A 22,630-nucleotide genomic window follows, 5' to 3' on the forward strand; every position below is an offset into this window, starting at 1 on the left:
CTAGGATTTGCTAACCAACTAGACGCAACATCTTATCCGTCAACATAATCCAACAAATCACAAGGTTGTGCTCTATGTTCGCCTAGCGCCCTTGCCGATAATCCAGCTGCGTGATTATGCCAAGCAACAGCTAAAACAGAAGCGGTTAGCGAGCTTGAATAATAAGCTAAACAAGTACCTAACATACCACTCAATACATCTCCAGAGCCGCCTTTTGCCAACATAGGCTCAGGCCTACCCGTCACATAGACAGAACCAAACTCATCTGACACAATGGTCGTCGTTCCTTTCAGCACGACGGTGCAATCGTATCGTTTCGCCAGCGCCAAACAGGCTACAACGGGATCTTTCAGAATATCATCAACGGGGCACCCCAATAAACGCCCTGCCTCACCAAGATGGGGCGTTAGGACAGAACCATTCGGCAACACAACTTCTCCCGCTTGAGCTAACCAAAACAAACCATCGGCATCAAGAACAACCGGACACTCATTTGTCACAGCGAGAGCCAACCAATTCTCGAACAACGCCTTACCCCATGACGCTCGACCTAATCCAGGACCAATGACCAAAGTGGAATGATTACGCAACAGACACTGCTCACAAGATTCCGTCTCTGAGGCCAGCACCATGACATTCGGGTTTCTTGAAAGCGAAGCCGATAAATGCTCACCTCGCGTTAACAGTCCAACCGTTCCAGCCCCCGCTTTAGCGGCTGCTTCACTGGCCATAATGGCCGCGCCGCCAAAACCATAATCCCCACCAATAACCACCACATGACCAAACATTCCTTTGTGGCTGTCTTTTTGTCGAGGACAAGGCGATCGATGATCTAAACGCTCAGCCTCAAGCCAGTAAGCGGTTGGCTCAGGAAGCATAGACGATGAACCAAGGGATTCAAGCACTAATTCTCCAGAGGCAATCCCTCCTTTACCCAGTACATTTCCCAACTTAAGTTGAAGCATAGAAACCGTAAGGTCCGCCATCACCGCATCCTGTTCAGCGTACCCCGTATCAGACTCAACACCTGTTGCTATATCAACCGCAACCAGATGAGCGCCGCATGCACGTGCACCGTTCATCCATTGAACCGATTTAACCACCTCTTCACTCAGCGGCAACCTCGCCCCAATCCCTAACAACGCATCAACGACAACGATATTATCAAACTCGTTATCAGCATACTGAACCACGCCATCAGCAAAGCGCTGGCACACAACCCCTTTACTTAAAGCCAACTCATACGCTTTTTGGGCATCGCCTTGTCTGGCTTTTAAGGCACAATCGAATACACAAACGCTGTATCCTGCTTCTTGCAATAAGCCGGCAAACAACAGACCATCACCACCATTATTACCACCACCGACCACAACGATAAAACGCTGCACTTGCGGCCAGCGCTGAAAAATTCGCTTATACAAAGCATTCGCGGCCTGTGCCATCACCTCAAAACTGTCAAATACCTCAAATAGCTGCTGCTCAATCGTTCGTATGGTCTTCACATCGAATAAAGCACGAACAGGATAGCCTCCAACACTCTCACCCATACCTTTCTCCTTTTAACATTCGATGGAAAATCATCACTCAAAAGCCCACTCTAAACGATCAACGGGATATGCTTCCTATTCGCCCAAACCAAATACTGTTTTTCGGTAATGAGCCAACTCGCCAATCGACTCTAAAATATCATCTAATGCCAAATGAGATCCCTGCTTGCTAAAGCCTTCTAATGCCTCAGGCTTCCAACGCTTCGCCAATTCTTTAATGGTACTCACATCAATATATCGATAATGAAAAAAGGCTTCTAACTTAGGCATATAGCGATACAAAAAGCGACGATCCTGCCCTACACTATTACCACAAATTGGCGACGCGCCAGCTGGCAAATATTGTTCTAAAAACGCAATTGTTTCCGCTTCGGCCTGCTGCATACTGATGTCGGATGACAAGACTCGCGCCGTTAATCCCGAGTCTCCATGATGTTTGGTGCACCACTCATCCATTGCATCCATCACTGCCTTTTCTTGATGAATTGCCAAGTTAGGCCCCTTCGCCAAGATATTTAAATGCTTATCGGTTACGACGGTAGCAATCTCAATAATTGTCTCTTTTTCAGGATCCAATCCAGTCATTTCCAGATCAATCCACACTAAATTTTCATTACTAAAGCTCATCTGCTGTCAAATCCTTTATTATCAATGCTAAGCATTATACTCTATGCGCCTTACTTTATGACCAGCTGAATAGAATGTCGAAGAGAAAACTTACAAAACAGCAAACTTGGCGTATCGAACGCATCCAAAAAGAGCGTGTTGAACGTACTAAAAAACGCGATGAGCGAGCCCAAGAAACACTACAGTCCTCCGACCTTGGCCCAGAAACGGAGGGGGTAATTTTGTCCCACTTTGGCACCCAAGTCGAAGTTGAGGGCACTCAAGCGCCTTTTCTAGGCGTCGCAACACGTTGCAATATGCGCGCAAATTTAGGACAACTCGTCACTGGTGATAGAGTCGTATGGCGACCAAAACAAAATGAAGGCGGTGTTGTGGTCGCGACCACCCCACGCACAACATCCCTATCGCGCCCAGATATGCACGGACGACTCAAACCCGTTGCCGCCAATATCGACCATATCGTTATCGTTATTGCCGTAGAACCCGTCGCACATGCCAACTTGATTGACCGCTACTTAGTGGCAGCAGAAACAGTCGGCATTCCTCCTGTCATTTTGCTCAATAAAAGCGATCTGATTAATGAGTCCAACAAAGCAGAACTAGATGCACTGATGAGCACCTATGAATCGCTCGGCTATCCCATCATTCGCACATCCATTGCCCATCAAGCCGGTATGGAATCTCTCTATGATTTTCTAAGTGATAAGACCAGCGTTTTTGTTGGACAGTCTGGCGTAGGCAAATCTTCACTCATTGGCACTTTATTGCCTGATATCGATATCAGCGTGGGCGAACTGTCTCAGAAACGCAAAAAAGGCACACATACCACCACCACAGCTCGTTTATTTCATATGCCTAAAGGCGGAGATTTGATCGACTCACCAGGTATTCGAGAGTTCGGACTGTGGCATATATCAGAAGAAGAGCTATTGAATGGCTTTATCGAGTTTCGACCGCACATTGGCTACTGCCGCTTTCGCGATTGCGCACACGAAAAAGAGCCCGGCTGTGCAATTTTGGAGGCATTAGAAGCAGGTAAAATCTCCTCGCAGCGCTTCGAAAGTTATATCCGCATCAAACAATCCATTCGAGATAACAACGCCACTTTTTAGATACCCTTGCCCTTAAAAGCAAAAAAACCATTAAGAGCGCGCCTTAATGGTTTTTTTACATTTCCCTAAATTTAGCGAATTTGCTTAAAAAACATTTTGTGGTTTTAAATCGTATTCGGATTGCTTAGCAGAAGGGCCATAATTAAGACGATTTCGCTCTAATAAAGCCTTATAAGCCTTATCTGTTAACAAGGTTATACTGATGCGCCGATTTTGCGGACTGTCTGGGTTAAAACGATTGTAAGGCACCGTATCCGATAGACCAATGACCTGAGCAATACGACTGTCTTTCACACCACCTTCTTCCAATATCCTGCGCGCCGCATTGGCTCGCATGGAAGATAAATCCCAATTGTCCAGCTTACTCTTATCGTTATAACGTGTTGCATCCGTATGCCCCGTGATCGAAATAGGATTACTCACCGTATTAAAAAAACGCGACATAGACAGCAGCGTATTTACCATATCCGGCATCATGCGAGCGCTACCCCGTTCAAACATAGGATCTCTAGGGTCATCTAATAAGGTTATACGCACCCCCATTGGGGTAATATCAATCTTAATATTGTCCTTATTCGCTTGGATAATATCCATGCTCTCCAGTTTCTTAGCAAGCTCCTCTTTCTGTTCCTCACTTTGATCTTCACTCTTCACACCACCGCCAACATCTCGCTTTAACTCTTTAGTAGGGTTGGCAGTACTGCCTGGTTGTGGCAACTGAAGATCAAGCTTTTTCTGATTACTCTTCGCTGGACTCCCACCAAGATCAATAGGGCTTGCACTGTATCCTGCTGTTGAAGGCCCCATTGGATCATTAAAATACCCCTGGATCGCTGCCAATTGTTGCGGAGAAGACACATTAATTACCCAAAGCACCAAGAAAAACGCCATCATGGCCAAAGCAAAATCCGCCAAGGCAATCTTCCAGGCCCCGCCGTGACGCCCCCCTTTTTTTACTTTCTTGACACGACGAATGACAAGACCTTCACGCTCCATATACGCTCCTCATCAGTCTATCCACACGTCTATCATCTATACTGCTTCAACTCGTCAGAAAGCTCAATGAAGTTTGGGCGCATATCAGGCGGCAATAGCTTACGCCCCGTTTCCACCGCAACAGGAGGCGCATAACCCGACACAACAGAAATTAAACACGATTTAATACATAAGTAAGCTTTAAGTTCATGGGCCCCCAAACTCTCTAGATGTGCGGAGGCAGGCCCAATAAAACCATAAGCACAGAAAATCCCTAAAAAGGTCCCAACCAGCGCTGCCGCCACATGATTACCGATGGTTTCCATCGGCCCACCGATGGCGCCCATTGTTATCACAATACCCAATACTGCCGCCACAATACCAAACCCTGGCAAGGCCTCTGCCACACGATTTAACGCATGACTTGGCGCCAACAACTCCTCAGCAATCTGCTCAATCTCCGAGTCAATAATGGCCTCAAGCTCATAAGCGGGCAAACCAGTTAACGTATATACCCGATAATTGTCGGTCAAGAAATTCACCACTTCATGATCCAGCATTACATCAGGAAACCGATTAAACAACTCACTCGTAAAGGGAGATTCAATATCCTCCTCTATGGACAAAAAACCATTCTGACGACTTTTTTGTAACAGCGAGTAGACCAAACCTAGCAGCTGCAAATAAAAAACTTTATTATGACGACTGCCTTTTATCACTTGGGGCAACATAAAGAGCACTTTCTTTTGCAGCGAAAACGGATTCGCCATCATAAAAGAGCCTAGCGCAGCGCCACAAATAATAAGCACCTCATAGGGTTGCCATAACACTAAAAGATTACCATGGGAAGCAAGGTAACCTGTCACAACACTGATAATGACAATTAGAATGCCCGCTAGCGCAAACATATTTTTTTCCTTAGTACAGTCAAAGTATGCTCATTTCTAAATATACAGTATGATTAATAATATAAAGCATTTAAGAGTCTTTAAAATAAACAGCTATGGATAAAAAGCCCCCTTTTGGCCTCAACGAGTGGCTAGATTTTCTCAAAAAACAAAAATTCCCTGTCAAGAAGGGTAATTTAGCGCGCCTAAAAAACCAAACCAAGACACCGGATGAAGCTCTTGATCGCCTACAAACAAATATAGCATCTGAACCATTTATTGCTTTTGCTCTTTTAAATGAAGCCAACAAATCGGTATCCAACAAACGAAGTGACATAAAAACACCTCACCATGCCGCCGCAATGATTGGTATGAATGGCATCACCGCCGTGCTAAAAAACTTGGTGCCTTACGAGCCTTTAGCAAAAGACCCTGCTCATGCCGCCATGGCAAGGGAGGTTCAATCCAGCTACGAGGCTGCAACCATAGCAAAACACTGGGCAATTGAAAAACGTGCGAGTCACGAAGAAGACATTTTTTGGACAACTTTTTTTCGCGACTCCCCACGCTGGCTAATGTGGTTCTACTGCTACCCGACCATGCGTATGCTGCAGAAAAAAATTCTTGAAGGCGAGAAAGCCAACCAAGCCGAAAGCGATATTTTAGGATGTCGAATGGATGAAATTACAGTGCATATCAGCAAATATTGGGGAACCCCAATTAACATCATCCACTCGTTTATTACCAAATTTATTCCTACGACCAAAGAACTTCAAGAGCTTGCTCAGCTTACCCACAACCCAGAGGAGCTTCCCAAGTATACGGAAGACAAGCGCTTAACACTTCTGGCCAACAATCCACTGATTTTTTCCTATTGCGCCAGCAAAGTTGCCCATGAGGCCGCCACTTATGGCTGGCAAGCAAAAACACTGCCTTTTTACTATCGAGTCATCTCGACGGTTATTCATTGCCACCTAGGACGCACCATTCAACTTACTCACAGCGCCAGTGTAGAAGCCGCCTCGCTTTATCCCAACAGAGGCAAAATCCCCTTAGCATGCCAATTATTGTCACCTACCCTGTACACTAAAGATGAAACATTCGGTGTTCAGCTAAAAGCAATCAAAAAGAAACCATCAGCATTAAACTCACTTCAGATACTTTGCAAGAGTAATGACACACAAGCCAAGCACAAGGCCATAGCGGCCCTAAAAGCATTAAACGAAATCATTAAAAGTGATCAACGTACCATCATATTAAAATACAGCAAAGGAAAAATAAGCCCACTCTTTCAACAAGGCTATGAGATAGATAAAATAAAAGCCGTAACGTGGAACAGCCCTTCCAGCATATTTAGCAAGTTGTCGAAAAAACGATCCGCTGTTCAGCTTAGTGGTGATAAATTGGCGCGCCTTGTTAGCGAATTCCCCATTAATGCCAACAAACTCTTAAGCCGGAATGATCATTTAATGCTTGCCTCTACCACTGTCGCAGAAGATGAAATTCACATTCTATGGCTGGCGTCCATCTCTCCTTTCACAGAAAACGACTACAACCACTTAAAGCAGGTAGTACAATTGATTAGCTACCCTGCAAAATAAACACCAATACTAGGACATATACACCGTGACAAAAGATCAAATGTTTGCCTTTGCACAACACATCACCCCTCAAAAAACTTTATCTAGATTGATCGGCAAAATCGCTGCATGTGAAACAAATTGGGTAAAGAATACATTCATTAGCCAGTTCGTCAAAAAATATCAAGTTGACATGTCAGAGGCCATCAACAGCAACGCGTTATCCTATCGCAACTTCAATGACTTTTTCACTCGTGCTATTCGCCCAGAATTGCGTCCAATTTGCAATGAAGATAACAGCATCGCATGCCCTGCAGACGGCGCCATCAGTCAAATTGGCCAAATCGAATACGGCACACTTTATCAAGCAAAAGGCCACACTTATAGCCTTACCACCCTACTAGGTGGGGACGCCTCGCTATCAGACCAATTTCTAGGCGGCTCTTTTGCCACCGTCTATCTATCACCTCGAGATTACCACAGGGTGCACATGCCTCTAACAGGCAAACTAACTAAAATGATCCACATTCCTGGCAAACTTTTCTCGGTCAACAAGGTAACGGCCGAGCAAATTCCAAGCGTATTCGCTCGCAACGAGCGCACCGTTTGTCTATTTGATACAGAAGCAGGGCCAATGGCAGTGATCTTGGTTGGCGCGATGATTGTGGCAAGCATTGAAACCATCTGGGCAGACCAAGTCACTCCATTTAACAAAAACGTGGTGACTTGGGATTACCAAGAGCTTAGCCACATTGAAATCCAAAAAGGAGAGGAAATGGGGCGTTTTAAACTCGGCTCAACAGCCATTGTACTGTTCGGTAAAGACGCCGTTAAATGGGAAGAAAGCATTCAGGCTGACAGCAAAACTAAAATGGGCATGAAATTCGGCACCATTAACCAAATAACCTAACACCTCCTTTCATCTTTCATCTGCCTCTCTTTTTTACAGAAGAGACTCATCAAGCCATAACAAAATAAAAGGCCTGTAACAATCGTTACAGGCCTTTCTAATTAACATTAAGCAAGTCTGTTAAACCAACTCATCGCCTTAGCAAACATGCTCACTGCTTATCTAGTGATACTTATGGCAGTTCATCTTCAAACTCAGGTTTTGGTGCGGGAACCAAATCCTCACGAGAGACTTTCATGGTCAGCAATAAGTTTGCCGCCACGAAAATAGAAGAATACGTACCAATGGTAATACCCACAATCAGAGCCAAAGAAAAGTTATGAATTGACTCACCACCCCATATAAACAACACAATAACCGTAAATACTGTTGTCAAAGAGGTAACAATAGTACGACTCAACGTCTGGTTAATGGACACGTTAATCAAATCATGGGGCGTTATGTCCCGCATGATACGGAAATTTTCACGAATCCGGTCACAAACTACGATGGTATCATTTAAGGAATAACCAATCAGCGCCAACACAGCCGCCAATACCGATAAATCAAACTCGTAACCGAAAAAGGAGAAAAAGCCCAAGGTGATAATCACATCATGAACCAAGGCAACAACAGACGCCACAGAGAACTTAAACTGGAAGCGAATCGCTACATAGACCATGACAACCAGCAAGGCTAAGAGCATCCCTAAACCACCCTGCTCACGCAGCTGCTGGCCTACTTGAGCCCCCACATATTCAGAACGAACCAACGAGACGGAAACCTTTCCGTCATCTTGCAACGCTGACAAGACTTGACCACCTAATTCAGGGGTATATTTGTTCGCCATACGAATAACAATATCTGTTGGCGAACCAAAGTTCTGAACAACCACATCCTTATAACCACCAGTATCCAGCAGCCGACGAACTTGATTCAATTTAGGCGCCTCTTTATAAGTCACCTCAATCGATGTTCCCCCGGTGAAATCCAAGCCGAATTTAATTCCCTTTGTTGCAAGAGAAACAATGGAGATCAAAATCAACGCAAGCGAAAAACAAGCCACGATCTTGCGCATCTCCATAAATGGAATTTTTGTCACTTTCATGGCGTTCCCCTAAATATACAATTTCTTGTTCTTACTACCACCGTACACCAAATTAATCTGGGCACGCGTTACAACAATCGCTGTAAACATAGAGGTAAGAATACCGAGAGATAATGTGACCGCGAAGCCTTTTACAGAGCCAGTTCCGACGGCAAACAAAATAACCGCCACCAACAAAGTGGTTAAGTTCGAGTCAAGAATGGTGGTAAATGCGCGATTAAAGCCCGAATAAATGGCTTGATGACTTGGCATACCATTTGCCACCTCCTCCCTTATCCTCGAGAAAATAAGCACATTGGCATCCACCGCCATCCCCATCGTCAATACAATACCCGCAATACCTGGCAAGGTTAACGTTGCCCCCAACACAGACATGCAAGCTAATAGCAATACCACGTTCAAAGCCAACGAAATATTCGCAAACAAACCAAATAAACGGTAATAAGCCAGCATAAATAGCATAACAACAAGCAAACCAATTTTTGCTGACTGCATGCCTAAATGGATATTTTGCGCCCCTAAGCTTGGCCCAATCGTACGCTCTCCCACAAAGTAAATAGGGGCGGCCAACGCACCAGCACGAAGCAACAAGGCCAACTCGGACGCCTCACGAGGACTGTCCAATCCCGTAATTCGGAACGAGTTACCCAAAGTCGTCTGAATCGTAGCAAGAGATATAATACTCTTCTGTTCGTATGGCTTACGCACTTCAGTCAACTTACCATCTTTCTTCACGTACACATTGCGCGCTTTATGCTCAATAAAGACCACAGCCATATTACGACCAATGGCGGAACGCGTTACACGCGCCATTCTCTTACCACCAATGGAGTCCAAACGAATATTGACCTGCGGACGTCCATTCTGATCAAAAGACGAAGACGCATCAGAGACATTATCTCCGGTAACAATGATATCGCGATCCAATCGAGCGGTTCGGTTGCTGTTATTTCTAAATGGCAAGGTTTCAACATCAGAGCCACTCTGATCTAAACCGGCTTCCAAATGAAATTCAAGGTTTGCCGTAGCACCAATAATACGTTTTGCTGCCGCGGTATCTTGTACACCAGGCAATTCAACCACGATACGGTCACTGCCTTGACGCTGAACCAATGGCTCCGCTACCCCTAACTCATTCACACGATTACGCAAAGTGGTTAAGTTTTGCTGAATCGCATAGGACTCAATTTCTTTACGTGCTGCTTCTGTATACTTCGCATCCAGGTAAAAATCCTTACCGCTATCGCGCTCAGTATAGACATATTGGTTAAACTTATCTTTCAGCAATGACTCAGCTAACGTACGGTCTTCTTTCTTAAGGAATCGAATAGACAAAACACCATTTTTAACAGTAATACTACGATAACGGATAAGCTGTTGACGCATATCGGTTTTCATTTCGCTCGAAGCCACTTCCATTTTCTGCTTCAAGGCAGCAGGCATATCCACCTGCAATAAGAAGTGCACACCGCCACGCAAATCCAAACCCAGTTTTGCTGGACTGGCACCAATATCTCTCAACCAAGTTGGTGTGGTCGGTACAAGATTTAACGCCGTGACATAACCGCTCCCTAAGGTTGCAGCCACAACAGGTCTGGCCGCTAATTGATCCTGACCATTATAAAAACGCAAGGTAGCACCAGTAGAATCCAATTCTGCTTTTTTCAACTTAATATGAGCCTGAGCTAAAGAGGCCTCTACTTTTTTCAATGTCTGTTCGTTTACGACGGTCGTTGCTTTTTGAGTAGAAATTTGTAAAGCAGGATCATCTGGATACAAGTTCGGTAAGGCATAGACTATCCCCACCGCCAAAACGAAAAGTATTGCGAGATACTTCCACAAGGGATACTTGTTGAGCATGAAGAATCCTTTACACCTAAAATAATAATACGAATGAAAGAAGAAAAGCGCCTAAACAAGGCGCTTTTCTAAAAAGGTTAGATGGATTTCAGTGTTCCTTTCGGTAGCACAGCCGCTACAGAAGACTTTTGGAATTTCATCTCAATATTTTCAGAAACTTCAAGTGTTACGTAATTGTCTTCAACTTTTGTCACTTTCCCCAACAAGCCACCACCCGTTACTACTTCAGTGCCTTTTGCCAGAGAAGCAAGCAAGTTTTTATGCTCTTTAGTACGCTTCGCCTGTGGACGCCACATAAGGAAGTAAAAGATAACGACAAAACCAGCAAGCAGTACTAGGTTAAAAATACCTGCACTAGCTGGTGCAGCATCAGCTGCGTATGCGGATGAGATCAATGAGATCATGTTATTAACTCTCCAATGGTTTAAAAAACTGTTATCAATTCAATAAAAATTGACATAAATCTTGCTAATTGATTACTAATCGCTCAAAGGTGGCGTTTCTAATCCACGTTTTGCGTAAAACTCATCAACAAAGGCGTCAAATCTACCTTCATCGAGCGCTAGACGCAATCCCGCCATCAAGGTTTGATAGTATCTTAAGTTATGAATGGTGTTTAATTGCGCTCCCACCATTTCTTGACACTTATCCAAATGATGTAAATAAGACCGAGAAAAGTTTTTACAAGTGTAGCAGTCACATTCTTTGTCCAATGGGGACGTATCATGACGATTTGTTGCATTACGAATACGCACCACACCGTCAGAGGTAAATAAATGTCCGTTACGGGCATTACGGGTAGGCATCACGCAATCGAACATATCCACACCGCGACGCACCCCTTCTACCAAATCTTCTGGCTTACCTACTCCCATTAGATAACGTGGTTTGTTCTCAGGCATTTTAGGTGCTACATAATCTAACACCTTCATCATTTCTTCTTTTGGTTCACCAACAGACAACCCGCCAATGGCATAGCCATCAAAACCAATGTCCGTTAACCCTTCAAGGGACTCGTCCCGAAGATGCTCATACATGCTACCCTGGATAATACCAAATAGCGCCGACGGACTATCCCCATGCTCATCTTTTGAACGCTTAGCCCAGCGCAAACTCATACGCATGGAAGCCGCTGCACTCTCTGGCGTGGCAGGATATGGCGTACATTCGTCAAAAATCATTACAATATCTGAGCCCAAATCTTTTTGCACCTGCATGGAGATCTCGGGACTCAAAAATACTTTAGAGCCGTTAATGGGCGAACGGAAGCTCACACCCTCTTCCGTGATTTTACGCATTTCACCCAGTGAAAACACTTGAAAACCACCAGAATCTGTCAAAATTGGCTTCTTCCACTGCGTGAAATCATGCAAATCACCATGGGCTTTAATGACTTCTGTACCAGGTCGCAACCACAGATGGAATGTATTACCAAGAATAATATCCGCACCGATTTCTTCGATGTCTTTGGTTAGCATGCCCTTAACAGAGCCATAGGTACCTACAGGCATAAAAGCAGGCGTTTCAACTTTACCGCGAGGAAACGTTAATGTGGCACGACGCGCCTTACCGGACGTGCTGTGTAGCTCGAAGTCCATAAAACATTCTGGACGTTTATCTGACATACGTCTTATTCCTTACTCTGCGGGCCTTTAGCCTGCGCATTACGTGTTATAAACATGGCATCGCCATAACTAAAAAATCGATAATCATTTTCCACTGCAGATTTATAAGCATTCATCACCTGCTCATACCCTGCAAACGCGCTAATCAGCATAATCAGGGTCGATTCGGGCAGATGAAAATTCGTCACCAAACAATCAACCGTTTTAAATTCATAGCCTGGATAGATAAAAATACTGGTGTCGCCTTTCATTGCTTCGATTTCGCCGCTTTGACTGGCCGACTCCAAACTACGTACACTGGTTGTGCCCACAGCAATCACTCGACCACCCCGAGCCTTTGTCGCTTTTACCTGCTCGACCACCGCTTCTTCTACTTCCACATACTCGGCATGCATGATGTGATCTTTTACATGATCTACTTTAACTGGCTGGAAAGTGCCCGCCCCAACATGGAGAGTAACAAACGCCGTATCCACCCCTTTCGCTTGAATCTTATCAAGTAAGGCTTCATCAAAATGCAAACCTGCAGTCGGTGCTGCCACCGCCCCTGGTTTTTGATTATAAACGGTTTGATAACGCTCTTGGTCGCTGTCTTCATCAGGACGTTCAATGTATGGAGGCAATGGCATATGACCCACTCGCGAGAGCACTTGCAAAACGGGCTCACTAAAAGCCAAGCAAAACAAGGCGCCTGAGCGATCCACCATCGTCACTTCAATCGATTCGTTCTTATCCTGACCTAAAAAAAGCTTGCTACCAGGCTTAGGCGACTTACTCGCTCTTATATGAGCCAACGCCTCAGTCTCATTTGTGATACGTTCAATCAAAATTTCGATTTTACCGCCAGACTCTTTTTCACCGAACACGCGGGCAGGAATGACTCGGGTGTTGTTAAACACCATCAGATCACCTGGCTGAACTAAGTCCAACACATTAGAAAACTGCAAATGCGCCAGCTCGCCAGAGGGTCCATCAAGCTTCAACAAACGACTTGAGGTTCGATCAGGCGTTGGGTAAGTGGCAATAAGAGAGTCAGGCAAATCAAAATGATAATCAGAAACACGCATACGAAGAAAACGACCTAGAAAAATGACCCAGTATTTTAGCGAATTTTTCGCCAAAAAGGTACGTTCCATGTGCATCAGACATGAGAAAAGCAGCACAACAGAAAAGAAAAGCTAAAAATTTTAGCGTGAGCATTGACAACGCAATCAAAACCCATAAAATACGCAACACCTTTTTCAAGGCCAGTGTGGTGGAATTGGTAGACACGACGGATTCAAAATCCGTTGCCTTCGGGTGTGGCGGTTCGAGTCCGCCTACTGGTACCAACGTAAGAAAGCCCTAATCGTCGATTAGGGCTTTTTTTTTGCTTTTTGAAATGCCATATCAATAGAAATATCCAAGATCGTAGACTACCAACCAAGCTTCTTACAGCCTTATCTCGGACACAGCATGAACCGTCGTAAAAAAATAAAAGCCATTCTAACCAAGCGCAGCAAACAGGCAAATCGTAAGGACAATCCCCCAAAAGCGAAACCTAAATACCTATCTAAGGCAGAAAGAGCTCGCCTAGAATCTGAAGCAACCGCAAATCAAGCACCCGCTATTGATGAAACAATAAACATTCAAAAGACAGATCAACAGCAAAATTAGTACTTAAAAGCGCGCCCTAAAGTGCCACTCACCCGGCGCAATAGTATTAGCAATCGCTTGACGAATACTGGCATCAATCTGCTCACTATCCGCATCATACAAACCACATAAAGAGAGCGCTTCACGTTTGTTAACTTGTTTACCCAAATACTCGTAAACCACCCTCGCACAACAAGGCATACGCTCGCCACTACCCGACACCCCCAGTTTCAACCCAGTCAGTCGATCAATACGATTTTTAAACGACGGAAACAAAATCGTTTGCGTCACTTCATGGCCCGTTAGGGTTTCATAGTCCATCAGAAAGATTCGATCCGCCAAAAAATACGCTATCCCTTTATAAATACCGTGAAAAGGTTTAGCCCGCCCCTCTTCTCGCAAACGCTCCGTTCGCTGAAAGTACATTTTTCCATTGCGCAACTCAATACACACCAAAGTCCGTAAAATTTTCCCAGGGCATGCCATGGATATATAGTATTCGAAATAATAGCCAAGATATTTATCCTGACCGGTCAAACTGATGCGCTGCAAATTATCACAGTGCTGCTGTTCTAGAGAGATGGCGGATGAATTAACTTTATGAGTGGGGCGAACTTGTACCAAGCGCTGAAACTGAGCATGAGGTAACGTTATTTCACCTTCCTCAACCCCAAAGAACTCACAAAAACGTCGCATCGTGTTAGCCGATGGTCGATTGGTGCCATTTAAATAGCGGTTAAACTGAGGCCGGTTAATGCCAAGACGACGACACACCTCGGAAGTGGATTTGTAATAACTACAAAGTAAACGCAAATTTTCTTTAAAATTATCAGGCACAGTGATACCACTCTGAAGACATAAGCGAAACGGTGACGCACCACTCACTCAAATATTGTTATTTTACCTATGGTAAATCACCCAAACATAAAACCACAACTAAAACTGATGCTAATTGACGCTATTAGAGCATCAGTTCACATCAAAAAAGACAAAGTTACAAACTTCTAAGAATCGCCCATCTCTTGTTCAATAACGACTCTCTTCCTACAAAAAATATAAAATCGGTTCATACCGAAAAGGAGTTCTGTTAAATGTTATCTATGCTTAGCGACCTACTATGGGGCAAAGTCCTGATCGCCGTTCTAATCGGGCTTGGCGTTTGGTTTACTGTGTTATCTCGATTTGGATAAAGCAGCATGGCCAACCCCAATAAAGCAAGATCAACAGGTAAACATCACTGGCTTGAAAACAGGAACCATTAATCAGTAACCCCAAGCAAGTTTTACTCTTCTAACGGTAAAACGTGCTCTCTTTAATTAATAGGACAAACAATCATGAATACGCGTTCTGAATACGATTTGCTTGGTAATATGGACGTTCCTTCTGAAGCTTTTTATGGCATTCAAACCCTTCGCGCAGCGCAAAATTTTTCCATCACTGGCGTCCCTATTTCTCATTTCCCTGAGCTCATCAAGGCCTTGGCCATGGTGAAAGCGGCGGCTGCCCGCACGAATCAGGACATGAATCTACTCAGTAAAGAGAAAGCAGACGCCATCGTTCTAGCCTGCCAGGATTTAATCCTTGGCAAGTATCACGATCAATTCATTGTCGACGTCATTCAAGGGGGAGCAGGTACCTCTACGAATATGAACGCGAATGAAGTAATCGCCAACATCGCACTGGAAAAGCTCGGGTATGCGAAAGGCGAATACAAATATTTGCACCCAAACGATGATGTAAACCGCTCACAGTCGACTAATGATGCCTACCCAACGGCTGCCTGCCTCGGCATTCAATTCGCTGCGGACAATTTCGTACCAAGCCTCGCCTCCCTAAAAAAATCACTGGAAACGAAAGGCAAAGAATTTGCGCACATTGTCAAAATGGGCCGCACTCAATTACAAGATGCGGTTCCCATGACACTGGGTCAAGAATTCGAGGCGTTTGCTGTCACATTGGGAGAAGATATTGACCGCATTAGCGAAGCCTGCGCCCTATTGTGTGAAGTCAACCTTGGGGGCACAGCCATCGGCACAGGCATCAATACATCAGAAGGCTATGCCAAATTAGTCGTGGAAAAATTAGCGACCATTTCGACTAAACCCTTAGTGCCTGCTTCTAATCTCGTAGAAGCCACTTCCGATATGGGGGCATTTGTCTTTTTCTCTGGCATTCTGAAGCGCCTTGCCATCAAACTCAGCAAAATGAGCAATGATTTGCGGCTACTTTCTAGTGGTCCTCGCACTGGTCTTGGTGAAATCAACCTACCACCAATGCAACCTGGCTCTTCCATCATGCCAGGTAAAGTCAACCCTGTTATACCAGAAGCCATGAACCAAACCGCCTATCAGGTGATTGCATCGGATCTGGCCGTTACCTTGGCTGCCGAAGCGGGTCAGTTACAGCTTAATGCCATGGAACCCATGATCATTTACAACCTACTCAACTCGCTCAAAATGCTTAAAGAAGCCTGCCAAATGCTTGAAAAGCGCTGCATCAATGGCATTACTGCCAATGAAGCAAAATGTGCTGATCATGTTGAAAACAGTATCGGCATTATCACCGCACTTGTTCCTCACATTGGCTACTCCAATGCCTCACGTATTGCCAATACCGCCCTACATACTGGCAACACAGTTAAAGCTTTGGTCATTGAAGAAAACTTACTTACAGAAGAACAAGTTAACTTGTTGCTCAGCCCAGAATCCATGCTTTCTCCCAGCAAAATACTACTCTCTTCAGCAGAAAAACCCTCTTCCGATACTCAAGTCCCTGCAAAAAAGAAAGCCGCTTCTGATAAAAAAGTGACGACCAAAAAGAAAGCACCATCAAAGAAAAAATCGTCGTCTAAAAAGGACAAATTATGAGTTCAGATATTCTTATCCTTTATACTGGCGGCACCATTGGCATGGTTCACTCAGAGCAGGGCTTAGCCCCTGCCTCTGGCTTGCAAGAGCGTATTGAATTAGCAATGGGAGCCAGTCTTGAATCTCTACCGAGCTTTGAAGTACTGGAACTCAACCCATTAATAGACAGCGCTAACATTGCCCCAACCAACTGGACCAAATTGGTTCGCGTACTGGCAACCCATTGGCAAGATTACCAAGGCTTTGTTATTTTGCACGGCACGGACACCATGGCCTATACAGCGTCCGCTTTGTCTTTCATGCTAGGCGCTTGCACAAAAAACGTCCTACTGACCGGCTCGCAAATTCCTATTGGCATGAGTCGAAGTGACGCCACAGCAAATCTTCAAGCAGCGCTCTCGTTAGCTGCTAACCACAGGATCCCCGATGTTAGCTTAGCCTTCGACGGAAAATTAATGCGCGGTAATCGGGTGAAAAAAGTCAGCAGTGGACGCTTTGAAGCTTTTCAAACACCAAACGATGATTTACTGGGTGAACTGGCCATTGAGATGCAAGTTTATGCAGACCGCATGATAAAGCCAGTTAAACAGAATACGATTGAACCTATAGAAAACGCCATCATCCGCTTTCGAGAAGGTGCTGTAGCCGTATTAACACTGCACCCAAGCCAGCCTATTTCGATGTATCAAAGCCTATTGGATGATGAAAACTGTCAGGCCATCGTAATAATGACTTACGGGGCCGGAAATGTACCCGATAGAAACGAGCACTTTATGAATTTCTTAACCGAGGCCATGCTACGCAAGAAAAATATTGTTAATTTGACTCAATGTCTTCACGGTGGCGTATCACAAGGCACCTATGCTGCAGGCTCAATACTGTCTTCTATGAAAGTTTTAAGTGGTTACGATATGACCTTAGAAGCCGCCTTTTGCAAGCTTCATTTTTTACTTGCCAAGGGCGAAGATTACTACGCCATTATTGAAAAATGGCACAACAACCTTTGTGGGGAATTCAGCATAGCGTAACCTTGAGACACATAGACAAAACGTAGGCCACAAAAGAACAGTGGCCTTCTGTCTATTTTTCTCGTGTCATCTTTACCATTTAACGTCCCCACACAGCCCATTCATTACCGCACGGATCTAAAAAGTGAAAACGTCGACCACCAGGAAACTCAAAAATCTCCTGCTCTATAATACCACCCGCAAGCGCGACCTTATCTCGCGCTGCTTCTAAATCATCACTAAAGAGTATAACTAATGCAGCCCCATTTTGGGGTCGAGAACAAAAATCGGCCTGAAAGAATCCACCATCTAACCCTGCGTTCTCAAAAGCCGTATAGTCAGGGCCGTAGTCCTTAAACCCCCAACCGAATACTTGACGAAAAAAGGTTTTATTCAATGCCAAATCACGAGCAGGCAATTCAACATAATTAATTTTATTCGTTTGCATAAATGCTCCTACAATCCAATAAAGTGGCACCTTGAGCCTATTTAGCGGTCACAACCAATATCACACTAATCATAATCATGGCACCTCCTACCCATTGCTGCTTGCTAATTTGCTCCGCAAAACGCCGCTTTGAATAATACAAGGTACCAATAACTTCTAATTGGCCTAATGTTTTCACCAACGCTGGATTTACCAGCGCAAACCCAGTAAACCAGCCAATTGACCCTAGAGAACTCAAGGCCCCGACCTTTAAACTTAATGCAAAATTAGAACGAAAAGGCGCAAATATGTCCTGTCTCTTGGTTATTTGAATACCACACAAAATAATCGATTGCAGCAACAAAACATACCATAAGGTCACCCCTGCACAAGTAATAATGGAGCCGCTCAATGCATGGCTTGCCACCGAGGCTGACACAGAAGTAATCGCAAAACAAAGCCCACTTCCCAAACCAAATACCAGCGAAGTATCTTTATGAACCAATTTAATATTTTTCCATTTAACGCTCATCACCAACGCTCCTAGCACCCCAATCACAACACCAAGCCAAGCCAATACACTCAACGAATTGTGCAGTATTGGTATCCCAATCAGCGCTGCCAGCACCGCCTCTGTTTTCGCTAGCAAGGTTCCCAGCGCAAAACTACCAGACTGAAACACCCGTAACATAAGATAAGTTGCCATAATTTGTGCCAGTGCACATAGTGTCGCGGCAGCCCAAAACATCGACCCTGCTGGTAGTGTCACCCAGCCAAGCCATAAACCACACACCAACACATAAACCGACACCAAAGGTAGGCCGTAAAGTGAACGAGACATAGTGGCATGCAAAAAACCCAACTCACGAGCCAAGGTATTTTGATAAGCGGTACGAACAGATTGGCAAGCCGCGGCAAAAAGTGTGATGAAGACCCACATACTGGAATTCTTTCCTTAAGAAGCAAAATGAAAGTCCAAGCATGAAGCCTGACCATATATTTGTAAAAGGAATAAAACTCATTCATTGGATTCCCTAAAAGAATAGAAAAACACAGTTAACGACTTTTCTCATGGGCAGTAAAATCGAAAAATCTACTGAATTCTCCTTTTTGGTCACATTTTCTCTACATTGGAAGAGCAATTCCAAGACATTGATATAAAAATAATTTATTACCATCTCAACGAGAAAAAAAGAGATCTATCATAAAAAACAAATACAAACTTGATACAAATCACTTAATTAACTTACAAATTAATTATTTCCTATATTGTAAGTAAATGTTACGTTTATAAACAGCTTTAAGAAATAATCATTGACATTTTATGGACAACTACTTTTTGCAGGAGCAGAAAAATGATTGAGCTAACCCAGCATCAAGCTGAATTGAAAAAAGCTGCGCTATGCTTACAACACAAACTACCGCTATCAACAGCGCAAAGAGGTCAATGGATCGCCCAAAAACTCAATGATGAAAATGCAGCATTTAATATTGCGGAATATCTGGACATCATTGGCAACCTCAATCCCAACTCATTCTCATTAGCTATCAAGCAACTGATTAGGGAAGCGGACTGCATACGTAGCCGCATTATTGAAGAAGATGACCAAACCTTACAGATCATTCTTGATGATGATAGAGGCTATCATTCCCTATTAGACTTTAGCACTTCAGCTAACCCTCATGCCGCCGCAATAAGCTGGATGCATAAAGACATGCAGCAACCTCTCAACCAGAGTCATGACCCCCTGTGGTGCAGTGCCCTGATTAAAGTAGGAGAAGAACATCATTACTGGTATCACCGTTGCCACCATGTCGCACTAGACGGCTATGCTGGAAACCTGCTAACACAACGATTATCTGAAATTTATAACGCCATAGAAACTAACTAAGATACAGGGCCCAATCCATTTGGCTCTTTGGTTGACTTAATCAATAGTGAAACAGAGTACAAACACTCTAGCCGCTTCAAAAAAGACCGTAAATACTGGCTGGAAAACCTTGTCCATATTCCAGATGCCGTCTCTTTATCCAAACGAATTGCACCTTCGAATAAAAGCTTACTACGCAAAGCGATTCAGCTTCCTCAAGCATTAAAAGACGAACTATCTATAATGAGCAAACATCTTCAGGCCAGCCTTCCCCAAGCACTAATTGCTCTGGTTGCAGCCTATTTTTACCGTATGACAGGGGCAGAGGATTTGGTGTTTGCCATGCCTGTTACCGCAAGAACAAGTCGTTTACACCGCAGCACTCCGGGCATGATGGCAAATGCAGTTCCGATTCGACTTAATATTGACACCAATACGAATTTTGAAAGCCTAATTAAACAGGTATCAAAAGTGGTCCTTAAATCTCTTAGGCACCAACAATACCGATACGAAGATCTCAAACGTGACCTAGGGCTGATGTCAAACGGACAGCAAATTGCCTCTTTAGGGGTCAATATTGAGCCCTTTGATTACAATCTTACTTTTGGCAACTGCAGTACATCTCTCCATAATCTATCCAATGCCGTCATTGATGACTTAACAGTGTTTATTTTCGACAGACACGACAACAGTGGACTAAAAATAGAATTTGATGTGAACCCAAACCGCTACACTGAGCAAGATTTAACCAACCATTCAGAACAATTCAAGCGCATGGTGAAAGATCTAGTCATGGATCCTAGCCAGCCAATCAGCAAAGCCAGTTTATTGAGTGACGGTGAACGAAATAAAATATTAAAACACTGGAATGATAGTTCTAAACCCATTCCTAAGATTTCTGTGGTCGACCTCTTCGACGCCCAAGTAATGCGAACGCCTTCGGCCATTGCCGTCACCGATGAACAAGAGTCTCTCACCTACTTTGAGCTAAATTGCCGTGCCAATGCTTGGGCCCGTAGACTACAACAAGAAACAGTGGGCGCACACGACCTCGTCGCTATCGCACTAAATCGAAATACCGATATGTTGGTGGCTTTGTTAGCCACACTAAAAACGGGAGCGGCCTATTTACCATTAGATCCAGACTTTCCTGAGGAGCGTCTTCTACAAATCTTAGAAGATGCCCAACCCAAAATAGTCCTAAGCTGCCAAGCCGCAGTCAATAAACTCCCAAACACAAATACTCAGACCCTGTTTCTTGATAAGCCCGATTTTAACATCCATCAAGCCGAGGCTCATCAGCACTTAGACAATATCGCTATTACCGGAGACTCACCCGCCTATGTGATTTATACATCTGGGTCCACTGGACGACCGAAAGGTGTTGAAATCCCTCATAAAGCACCTATCAACTTTCTATATGCTATGCAAAATGCCTTATCACTGACACCAAAAGACCGATTTCTCGCTGTTACCACCATTTCATTTGACATTTCCATACTGGAATTATTTTTGCCTATTACCGTGGGTGCGTCCGTCTTGATAGCAGAACGAAGCATCGTGCGTGACCCAGAATCACTGACTCGTTTTGCCGTTGATCACAATGCTACCCTAATGCAGGCAACACCCTCCTTGTGGCAGGCCCTTTTACCTACCTACTCAGAACAATGGCACGGCATCAGGCCTTTGGTTGGTGGTGAAGCCCTGCAAGGCCAATTGGCGAATCATATGGCAAAGCTTGGGCATCCTGTCCTTAACCTGTTTGGCCCCACAGAAACCACCATCTGGTCTACCATCATGTTTCTAGACAACCCTACTGATCTTAACCACCCACCAATAGGACGCCCCATTTTCAACACTCAAGTCTACGTGTTAGATAAGGCAATGGAACCAGTTCCCGTAGATGTCACTGGCGATCTATATATTGCAGGGGAAGGATTGGCATTAGGCTATTACAAACGTCCCGATTTAACACAAGAACGTTTTACGCCCAACCCATTTGAGAGCGGCACACGCCTATACGCAACAGGCGACAAAGCCAGATGGCGTCAAGATGGTGTACTTGAATATTTAGGCCGTGAAGACAATCAGGTAAAAATACGCGGTTTCCGTATTGAAACGGGCGATATAGAAACAAGCCTGCTGTCCTGTCGTGAAGTGCTGCAAGCGGTTGTGGTTGCGCAGGCTTCCAACACAGATGATATGCAGCTTGTGGCCTATATCATACCAGTGGATGAAACACTGGACAGCCAAACCATCCGCAGCCAACTGATTGCCAGTTTGCCCGATTATATGGTGCCAAACTATTACGTCATGCTGAAAGAAATGCCACTCACACCGAACGGCAAAATTAACCGTAAGGCCTTACCCAAACCCAGCTGGACCGACTCAAGCCATTATGTCGCCCCACGCAATAAAACAGAGGCCGCCTTGGCCATCTTATGGGAAGACATTCTCGGGGTACGTGGAGTGGGCATTCACGATAACTTTTTCGCCATTGGCGGAGACTCAATCTCTGCCACAAAAATGGTGAATCAAGTAAAGAAACAGCTCTTGATAGACATTCCACTGGGCGTACTCTTTAAAACATCCACCATCTCAGACCTTGCAGAA

At 44.5% G+C, this 22,630-nt stretch carries 18 protein-coding genes, 1 tRNA gene and 1 pseudogene; 8 read left to right on the forward strand and 12 right to left on the reverse strand.

The window, feature by feature from the left end; all coding sequences use genetic code 11:
• Positions 1-32: 32 nt before the first annotated feature.
• Together AC0VYG_RS13690 and orn are read right to left on the reverse strand one after the other, a co-directional pair.
• A complete protein-coding gene (locus AC0VYG_RS13690; RefSeq protein ID WP_475428545.1) occupies positions 33-1,547 on the reverse strand; it encodes an NAD(P)H-hydrate dehydratase in 1,515 nt (504 codons plus the stop codon).
• A gap of 75 nt (positions 1,548-1,622) precedes the next feature.
• A complete protein-coding gene (orn, locus tag AC0VYG_RS13695; protein WP_475428546.1) occupies positions 1,623-2,174 on the reverse strand; it encodes an oligoribonuclease in 552 nt (183 codons plus the stop codon).
• A 74-nt stretch (positions 2,175-2,248) separates the two neighbouring features.
• On the opposite strand from orn, the gene rsgA reads away from it, so the two are divergent.
• A complete protein-coding gene (gene rsgA / locus AC0VYG_RS13700; protein ID WP_475428547.1) occupies positions 2,249-3,286 on the forward strand; it encodes a small ribosomal subunit biogenesis GTPase RsgA in 1,038 nt (345 codons plus the stop codon).
• 84 nt (positions 3,287-3,370) lie between these two features.
• Here the strand turns inward: rsgA and AC0VYG_RS13705 are convergent, their stop codons facing one another.
• Positions 3,371-4,282 (reverse strand): flagellar motor protein MotB, encoded by a 912-nt coding sequence (locus AC0VYG_RS13705; RefSeq protein ID WP_475428548.1) that lies wholly within the window; start codon positions 4,280-4,282, stop codon positions 3,371-3,373.
• A gap of 32 nt (positions 4,283-4,314) precedes the next feature.
• Positions 4,315-5,169, reverse strand: a complete 855-nt coding sequence (gene motA / locus AC0VYG_RS13710) for a flagellar motor stator protein MotA (RefSeq protein ID WP_475428549.1) — start codon at positions 5,167-5,169, stop codon at positions 4,315-4,317.
• A 95-nt stretch (positions 5,170-5,264) separates the two neighbouring features.
• Between motA and AC0VYG_RS13715 the strand changes: the two genes are divergently transcribed.
• Together AC0VYG_RS13715 and asd are read left to right on the forward strand one after the other, a co-directional pair.
• Positions 5,265-6,749: an HDOD domain-containing protein gene (locus AC0VYG_RS13715; RefSeq protein ID WP_475428550.1), complete on the forward strand. Its 1,485-nt coding sequence runs from the start codon at positions 5,265-5,267 to the stop codon at positions 6,747-6,749.
• A 25-nt stretch (positions 6,750-6,774) separates the two neighbouring features.
• Entirely contained in the window at positions 6,775-7,638 is an 864-nt protein-coding gene (gene asd / locus AC0VYG_RS13720) for an archaetidylserine decarboxylase (protein ID WP_475428551.1), read from the forward strand.
• A gap of 172 nt (positions 7,639-7,810) precedes the next feature.
• On the opposite strand, the gene secF is transcribed toward asd, so the two are convergent.
• The 5 genes from secF to queA all read right to left on the reverse strand — a co-directional run bounded on the left by secF (position 7,811) and on the right by queA (position 13,277).
• The gene (gene secF / locus AC0VYG_RS13725) at positions 7,811-8,725 is read right to left on the reverse strand and encodes a protein translocase subunit SecF (protein ID WP_475428552.1); all 915 of its coding nucleotides are present in this window, start codon (positions 8,723-8,725) and stop codon (positions 7,811-7,813) included.
• 9 nt (positions 8,726-8,734) lie between these two features.
• A complete protein-coding gene (secD, locus tag AC0VYG_RS13730) occupies positions 8,735-10,585 on the reverse strand; it encodes a protein translocase subunit SecD (RefSeq protein ID WP_475428553.1) in 1,851 nt (616 codons plus the stop codon).
• A 77-nt stretch (positions 10,586-10,662) separates the two neighbouring features.
• Complete coding sequence (gene yajC / locus AC0VYG_RS13735) at positions 10,663-10,989, reverse strand: preprotein translocase subunit YajC (protein WP_067015003.1); 327 nt, start codon at positions 10,987-10,989, stop codon at positions 10,663-10,665.
• A gap of 75 nt (positions 10,990-11,064) precedes the next feature.
• A complete protein-coding gene (gene tgt / locus AC0VYG_RS13740) occupies positions 11,065-12,183 on the reverse strand; it encodes a tRNA guanosine(34) transglycosylase Tgt (protein WP_475432545.1) in 1,119 nt (372 codons plus the stop codon).
• 32 nt (positions 12,184-12,215) lie between these two features.
• On the reverse strand, positions 12,216-13,277 hold the full coding sequence (queA, locus tag AC0VYG_RS13745; protein ID WP_475432546.1) for a tRNA preQ1(34) S-adenosylmethionine ribosyltransferase-isomerase QueA: 1,062 nt from the start codon (positions 13,275-13,277) through the stop codon (positions 12,216-12,218).
• A gap of 179 nt (positions 13,278-13,456) precedes the next feature.
• Between queA and AC0VYG_RS13750 the strand changes: the two genes are divergently transcribed.
• Both AC0VYG_RS13750 and AC0VYG_RS13755 read left to right on the forward strand, forming a co-directional pair.
• Positions 13,457-13,541 (forward strand) — tRNA-Leu (locus tag AC0VYG_RS13750).
• Between the two features lie 124 nt (positions 13,542-13,665).
• Positions 13,666-13,866 carry a DUF2986 domain-containing protein gene (locus AC0VYG_RS13755; protein WP_475428554.1) on the forward strand — a complete coding sequence of 67 codons (201 nt, stop codon included), beginning with the start codon at positions 13,666-13,668 and terminating at the stop codon, positions 13,864-13,866.
• Positions 13,867-13,869: 3 nt separating this feature from the next.
• On the opposite strand, the gene AC0VYG_RS13760 is transcribed toward AC0VYG_RS13755, so the two are convergent.
• Positions 13,870-14,682, reverse strand: a complete 813-nt coding sequence (locus AC0VYG_RS13760) for a helix-turn-helix domain-containing protein (RefSeq protein WP_475428555.1) — start codon at positions 14,680-14,682, stop codon at positions 13,870-13,872.
• A 497-nt stretch (positions 14,683-15,179) separates the two neighbouring features.
• On the opposite strand from AC0VYG_RS13760, the gene AC0VYG_RS13765 reads away from it, so the two are divergent.
• Both AC0VYG_RS13765 and AC0VYG_RS13770 read left to right on the forward strand, forming a co-directional pair.
• Positions 15,180-16,712, forward strand: a complete 1,533-nt coding sequence (locus AC0VYG_RS13765) for an aspartate ammonia-lyase (RefSeq protein ID WP_475428556.1) — start codon at positions 15,180-15,182, stop codon at positions 16,710-16,712.
• Positions 16,709-17,740, forward strand: coding sequence for an asparaginase (locus tag AC0VYG_RS13770; protein ID WP_475428557.1), 1,032 nt, complete (start codon positions 16,709-16,711; stop codon positions 17,738-17,740). Before AC0VYG_RS13765 ends, AC0VYG_RS13770 begins: the two co-directional genes overlap by 4 nt.
• A gap of 79 nt (positions 17,741-17,819) precedes the next feature.
• Here AC0VYG_RS13770 and AC0VYG_RS13775 read toward each other — a convergent pair whose 3' ends face one another.
• Positions 17,820-18,167, reverse strand: a complete 348-nt coding sequence (locus tag AC0VYG_RS13775) for a VOC family protein (protein ID WP_475428558.1) — start codon at positions 18,165-18,167, stop codon at positions 17,820-17,822.
• Between the two features lie 37 nt (positions 18,168-18,204).
• Positions 18,205-19,086, reverse strand: a complete 882-nt coding sequence (locus AC0VYG_RS13780) for an EamA family transporter (RefSeq protein ID WP_475428559.1) — start codon at positions 19,084-19,086, stop codon at positions 18,205-18,207.
• Between the two features lie 415 nt (positions 19,087-19,501).
• Here AC0VYG_RS13780 and AC0VYG_RS13785 point away from each other — a divergent pair.
• Positions 19,502-22,624: pseudogene (locus tag AC0VYG_RS13785) on the forward strand (amino acid adenylation domain-containing protein); the annotation flags it as partial.
• Positions 22,625-22,630 lie beyond the last annotated feature (6 nt).

The sequence above is a fragment of the Marinomonas sp. 63XJN7_7_ISO-PGPR-S23-202 genome, from assembly GCF_056173505.1.

What these genes read in the sequence shown, in the direction of transcription:
- yajC (WP_067015003.1), bottom strand. Translation starts at nt 10,989, where the DNA reads ATGATCTCATTGATCTCATCCGCATACGCAGCTGATGCTGCACCAGCT.
- secF (WP_475428552.1), bottom strand. Translation starts at nt 8,725, where the DNA reads ATGAAAGTGACAAAAATTCCATTTATGGAGATGCGCAAGATCGTGGCT.
- AC0VYG_RS13765 (WP_475428556.1), top strand. Translation starts at nt 15,180, where the DNA reads ATGAATACGCGTTCTGAATACGATTTGCTTGGTAATATGGACGTTCCT.
- AC0VYG_RS13690 (WP_475428545.1), bottom strand. Translation starts at nt 1,547, where the DNA reads ATGGGTGAGAGTGTTGGAGGCTATCCTGTTCGTGCTTTATTCGATGTG.
- orn (WP_475428546.1), bottom strand. Translation starts at nt 2,174, where the DNA reads ATGAGCTTTAGTAATGAAAATTTAGTGTGGATTGATCTGGAAATGACT.
- AC0VYG_RS13705 (WP_475428548.1), bottom strand. Translation starts at nt 4,282, where the DNA reads ATGGAGCGTGAAGGTCTTGTCATTCGTCGTGTCAAGAAAGTAAAAAAA.
- AC0VYG_RS13770 (WP_475428557.1), top strand. Translation starts at nt 16,709, where the DNA reads ATGAGTTCAGATATTCTTATCCTTTATACTGGCGGCACCATTGGCATG.
- AC0VYG_RS13780 (WP_475428559.1), bottom strand. Translation starts at nt 19,086, where the DNA reads ATGTGGGTCTTCATCACACTTTTTGCCGCGGCTTGCCAATCTGTTCGT.
- AC0VYG_RS13715 (WP_475428550.1), top strand. Translation starts at nt 5,265, where the DNA reads ATGGATAAAAAGCCCCCTTTTGGCCTCAACGAGTGGCTAGATTTTCTC.
- AC0VYG_RS13775 (WP_475428558.1), bottom strand. Translation starts at nt 18,167, where the DNA reads ATGCAAACGAATAAAATTAATTATGTTGAATTGCCTGCTCGTGATTTG.
- queA (WP_475432546.1), bottom strand. Translation starts at nt 13,277, where the DNA reads ATGCGTGTTTCTGATTATCATTTTGATTTGCCTGACTCTCTTATTGCC.
- rsgA (WP_475428547.1), top strand. Translation starts at nt 2,249, where the DNA reads ATGTCGAAGAGAAAACTTACAAAACAGCAAACTTGGCGTATCGAACGC.
- secD (WP_475428553.1), bottom strand. Translation starts at nt 10,585, where the DNA reads ATGCTCAACAAGTATCCCTTGTGGAAGTATCTCGCAATACTTTTCGTT.
- motA (WP_475428549.1), bottom strand. Translation starts at nt 5,169, where the DNA reads ATGTTTGCGCTAGCGGGCATTCTAATTGTCATTATCAGTGTTGTGACA.
- AC0VYG_RS13755 (WP_475428554.1), top strand. Translation starts at nt 13,666, where the DNA reads ATGAACCGTCGTAAAAAAATAAAAGCCATTCTAACCAAGCGCAGCAAA.
- tgt (WP_475432545.1), bottom strand. Translation starts at nt 12,183, where the DNA reads ATGGACTTCGAGCTACACAGCACGTCCGGTAAGGCGCGTCGTGCCACA.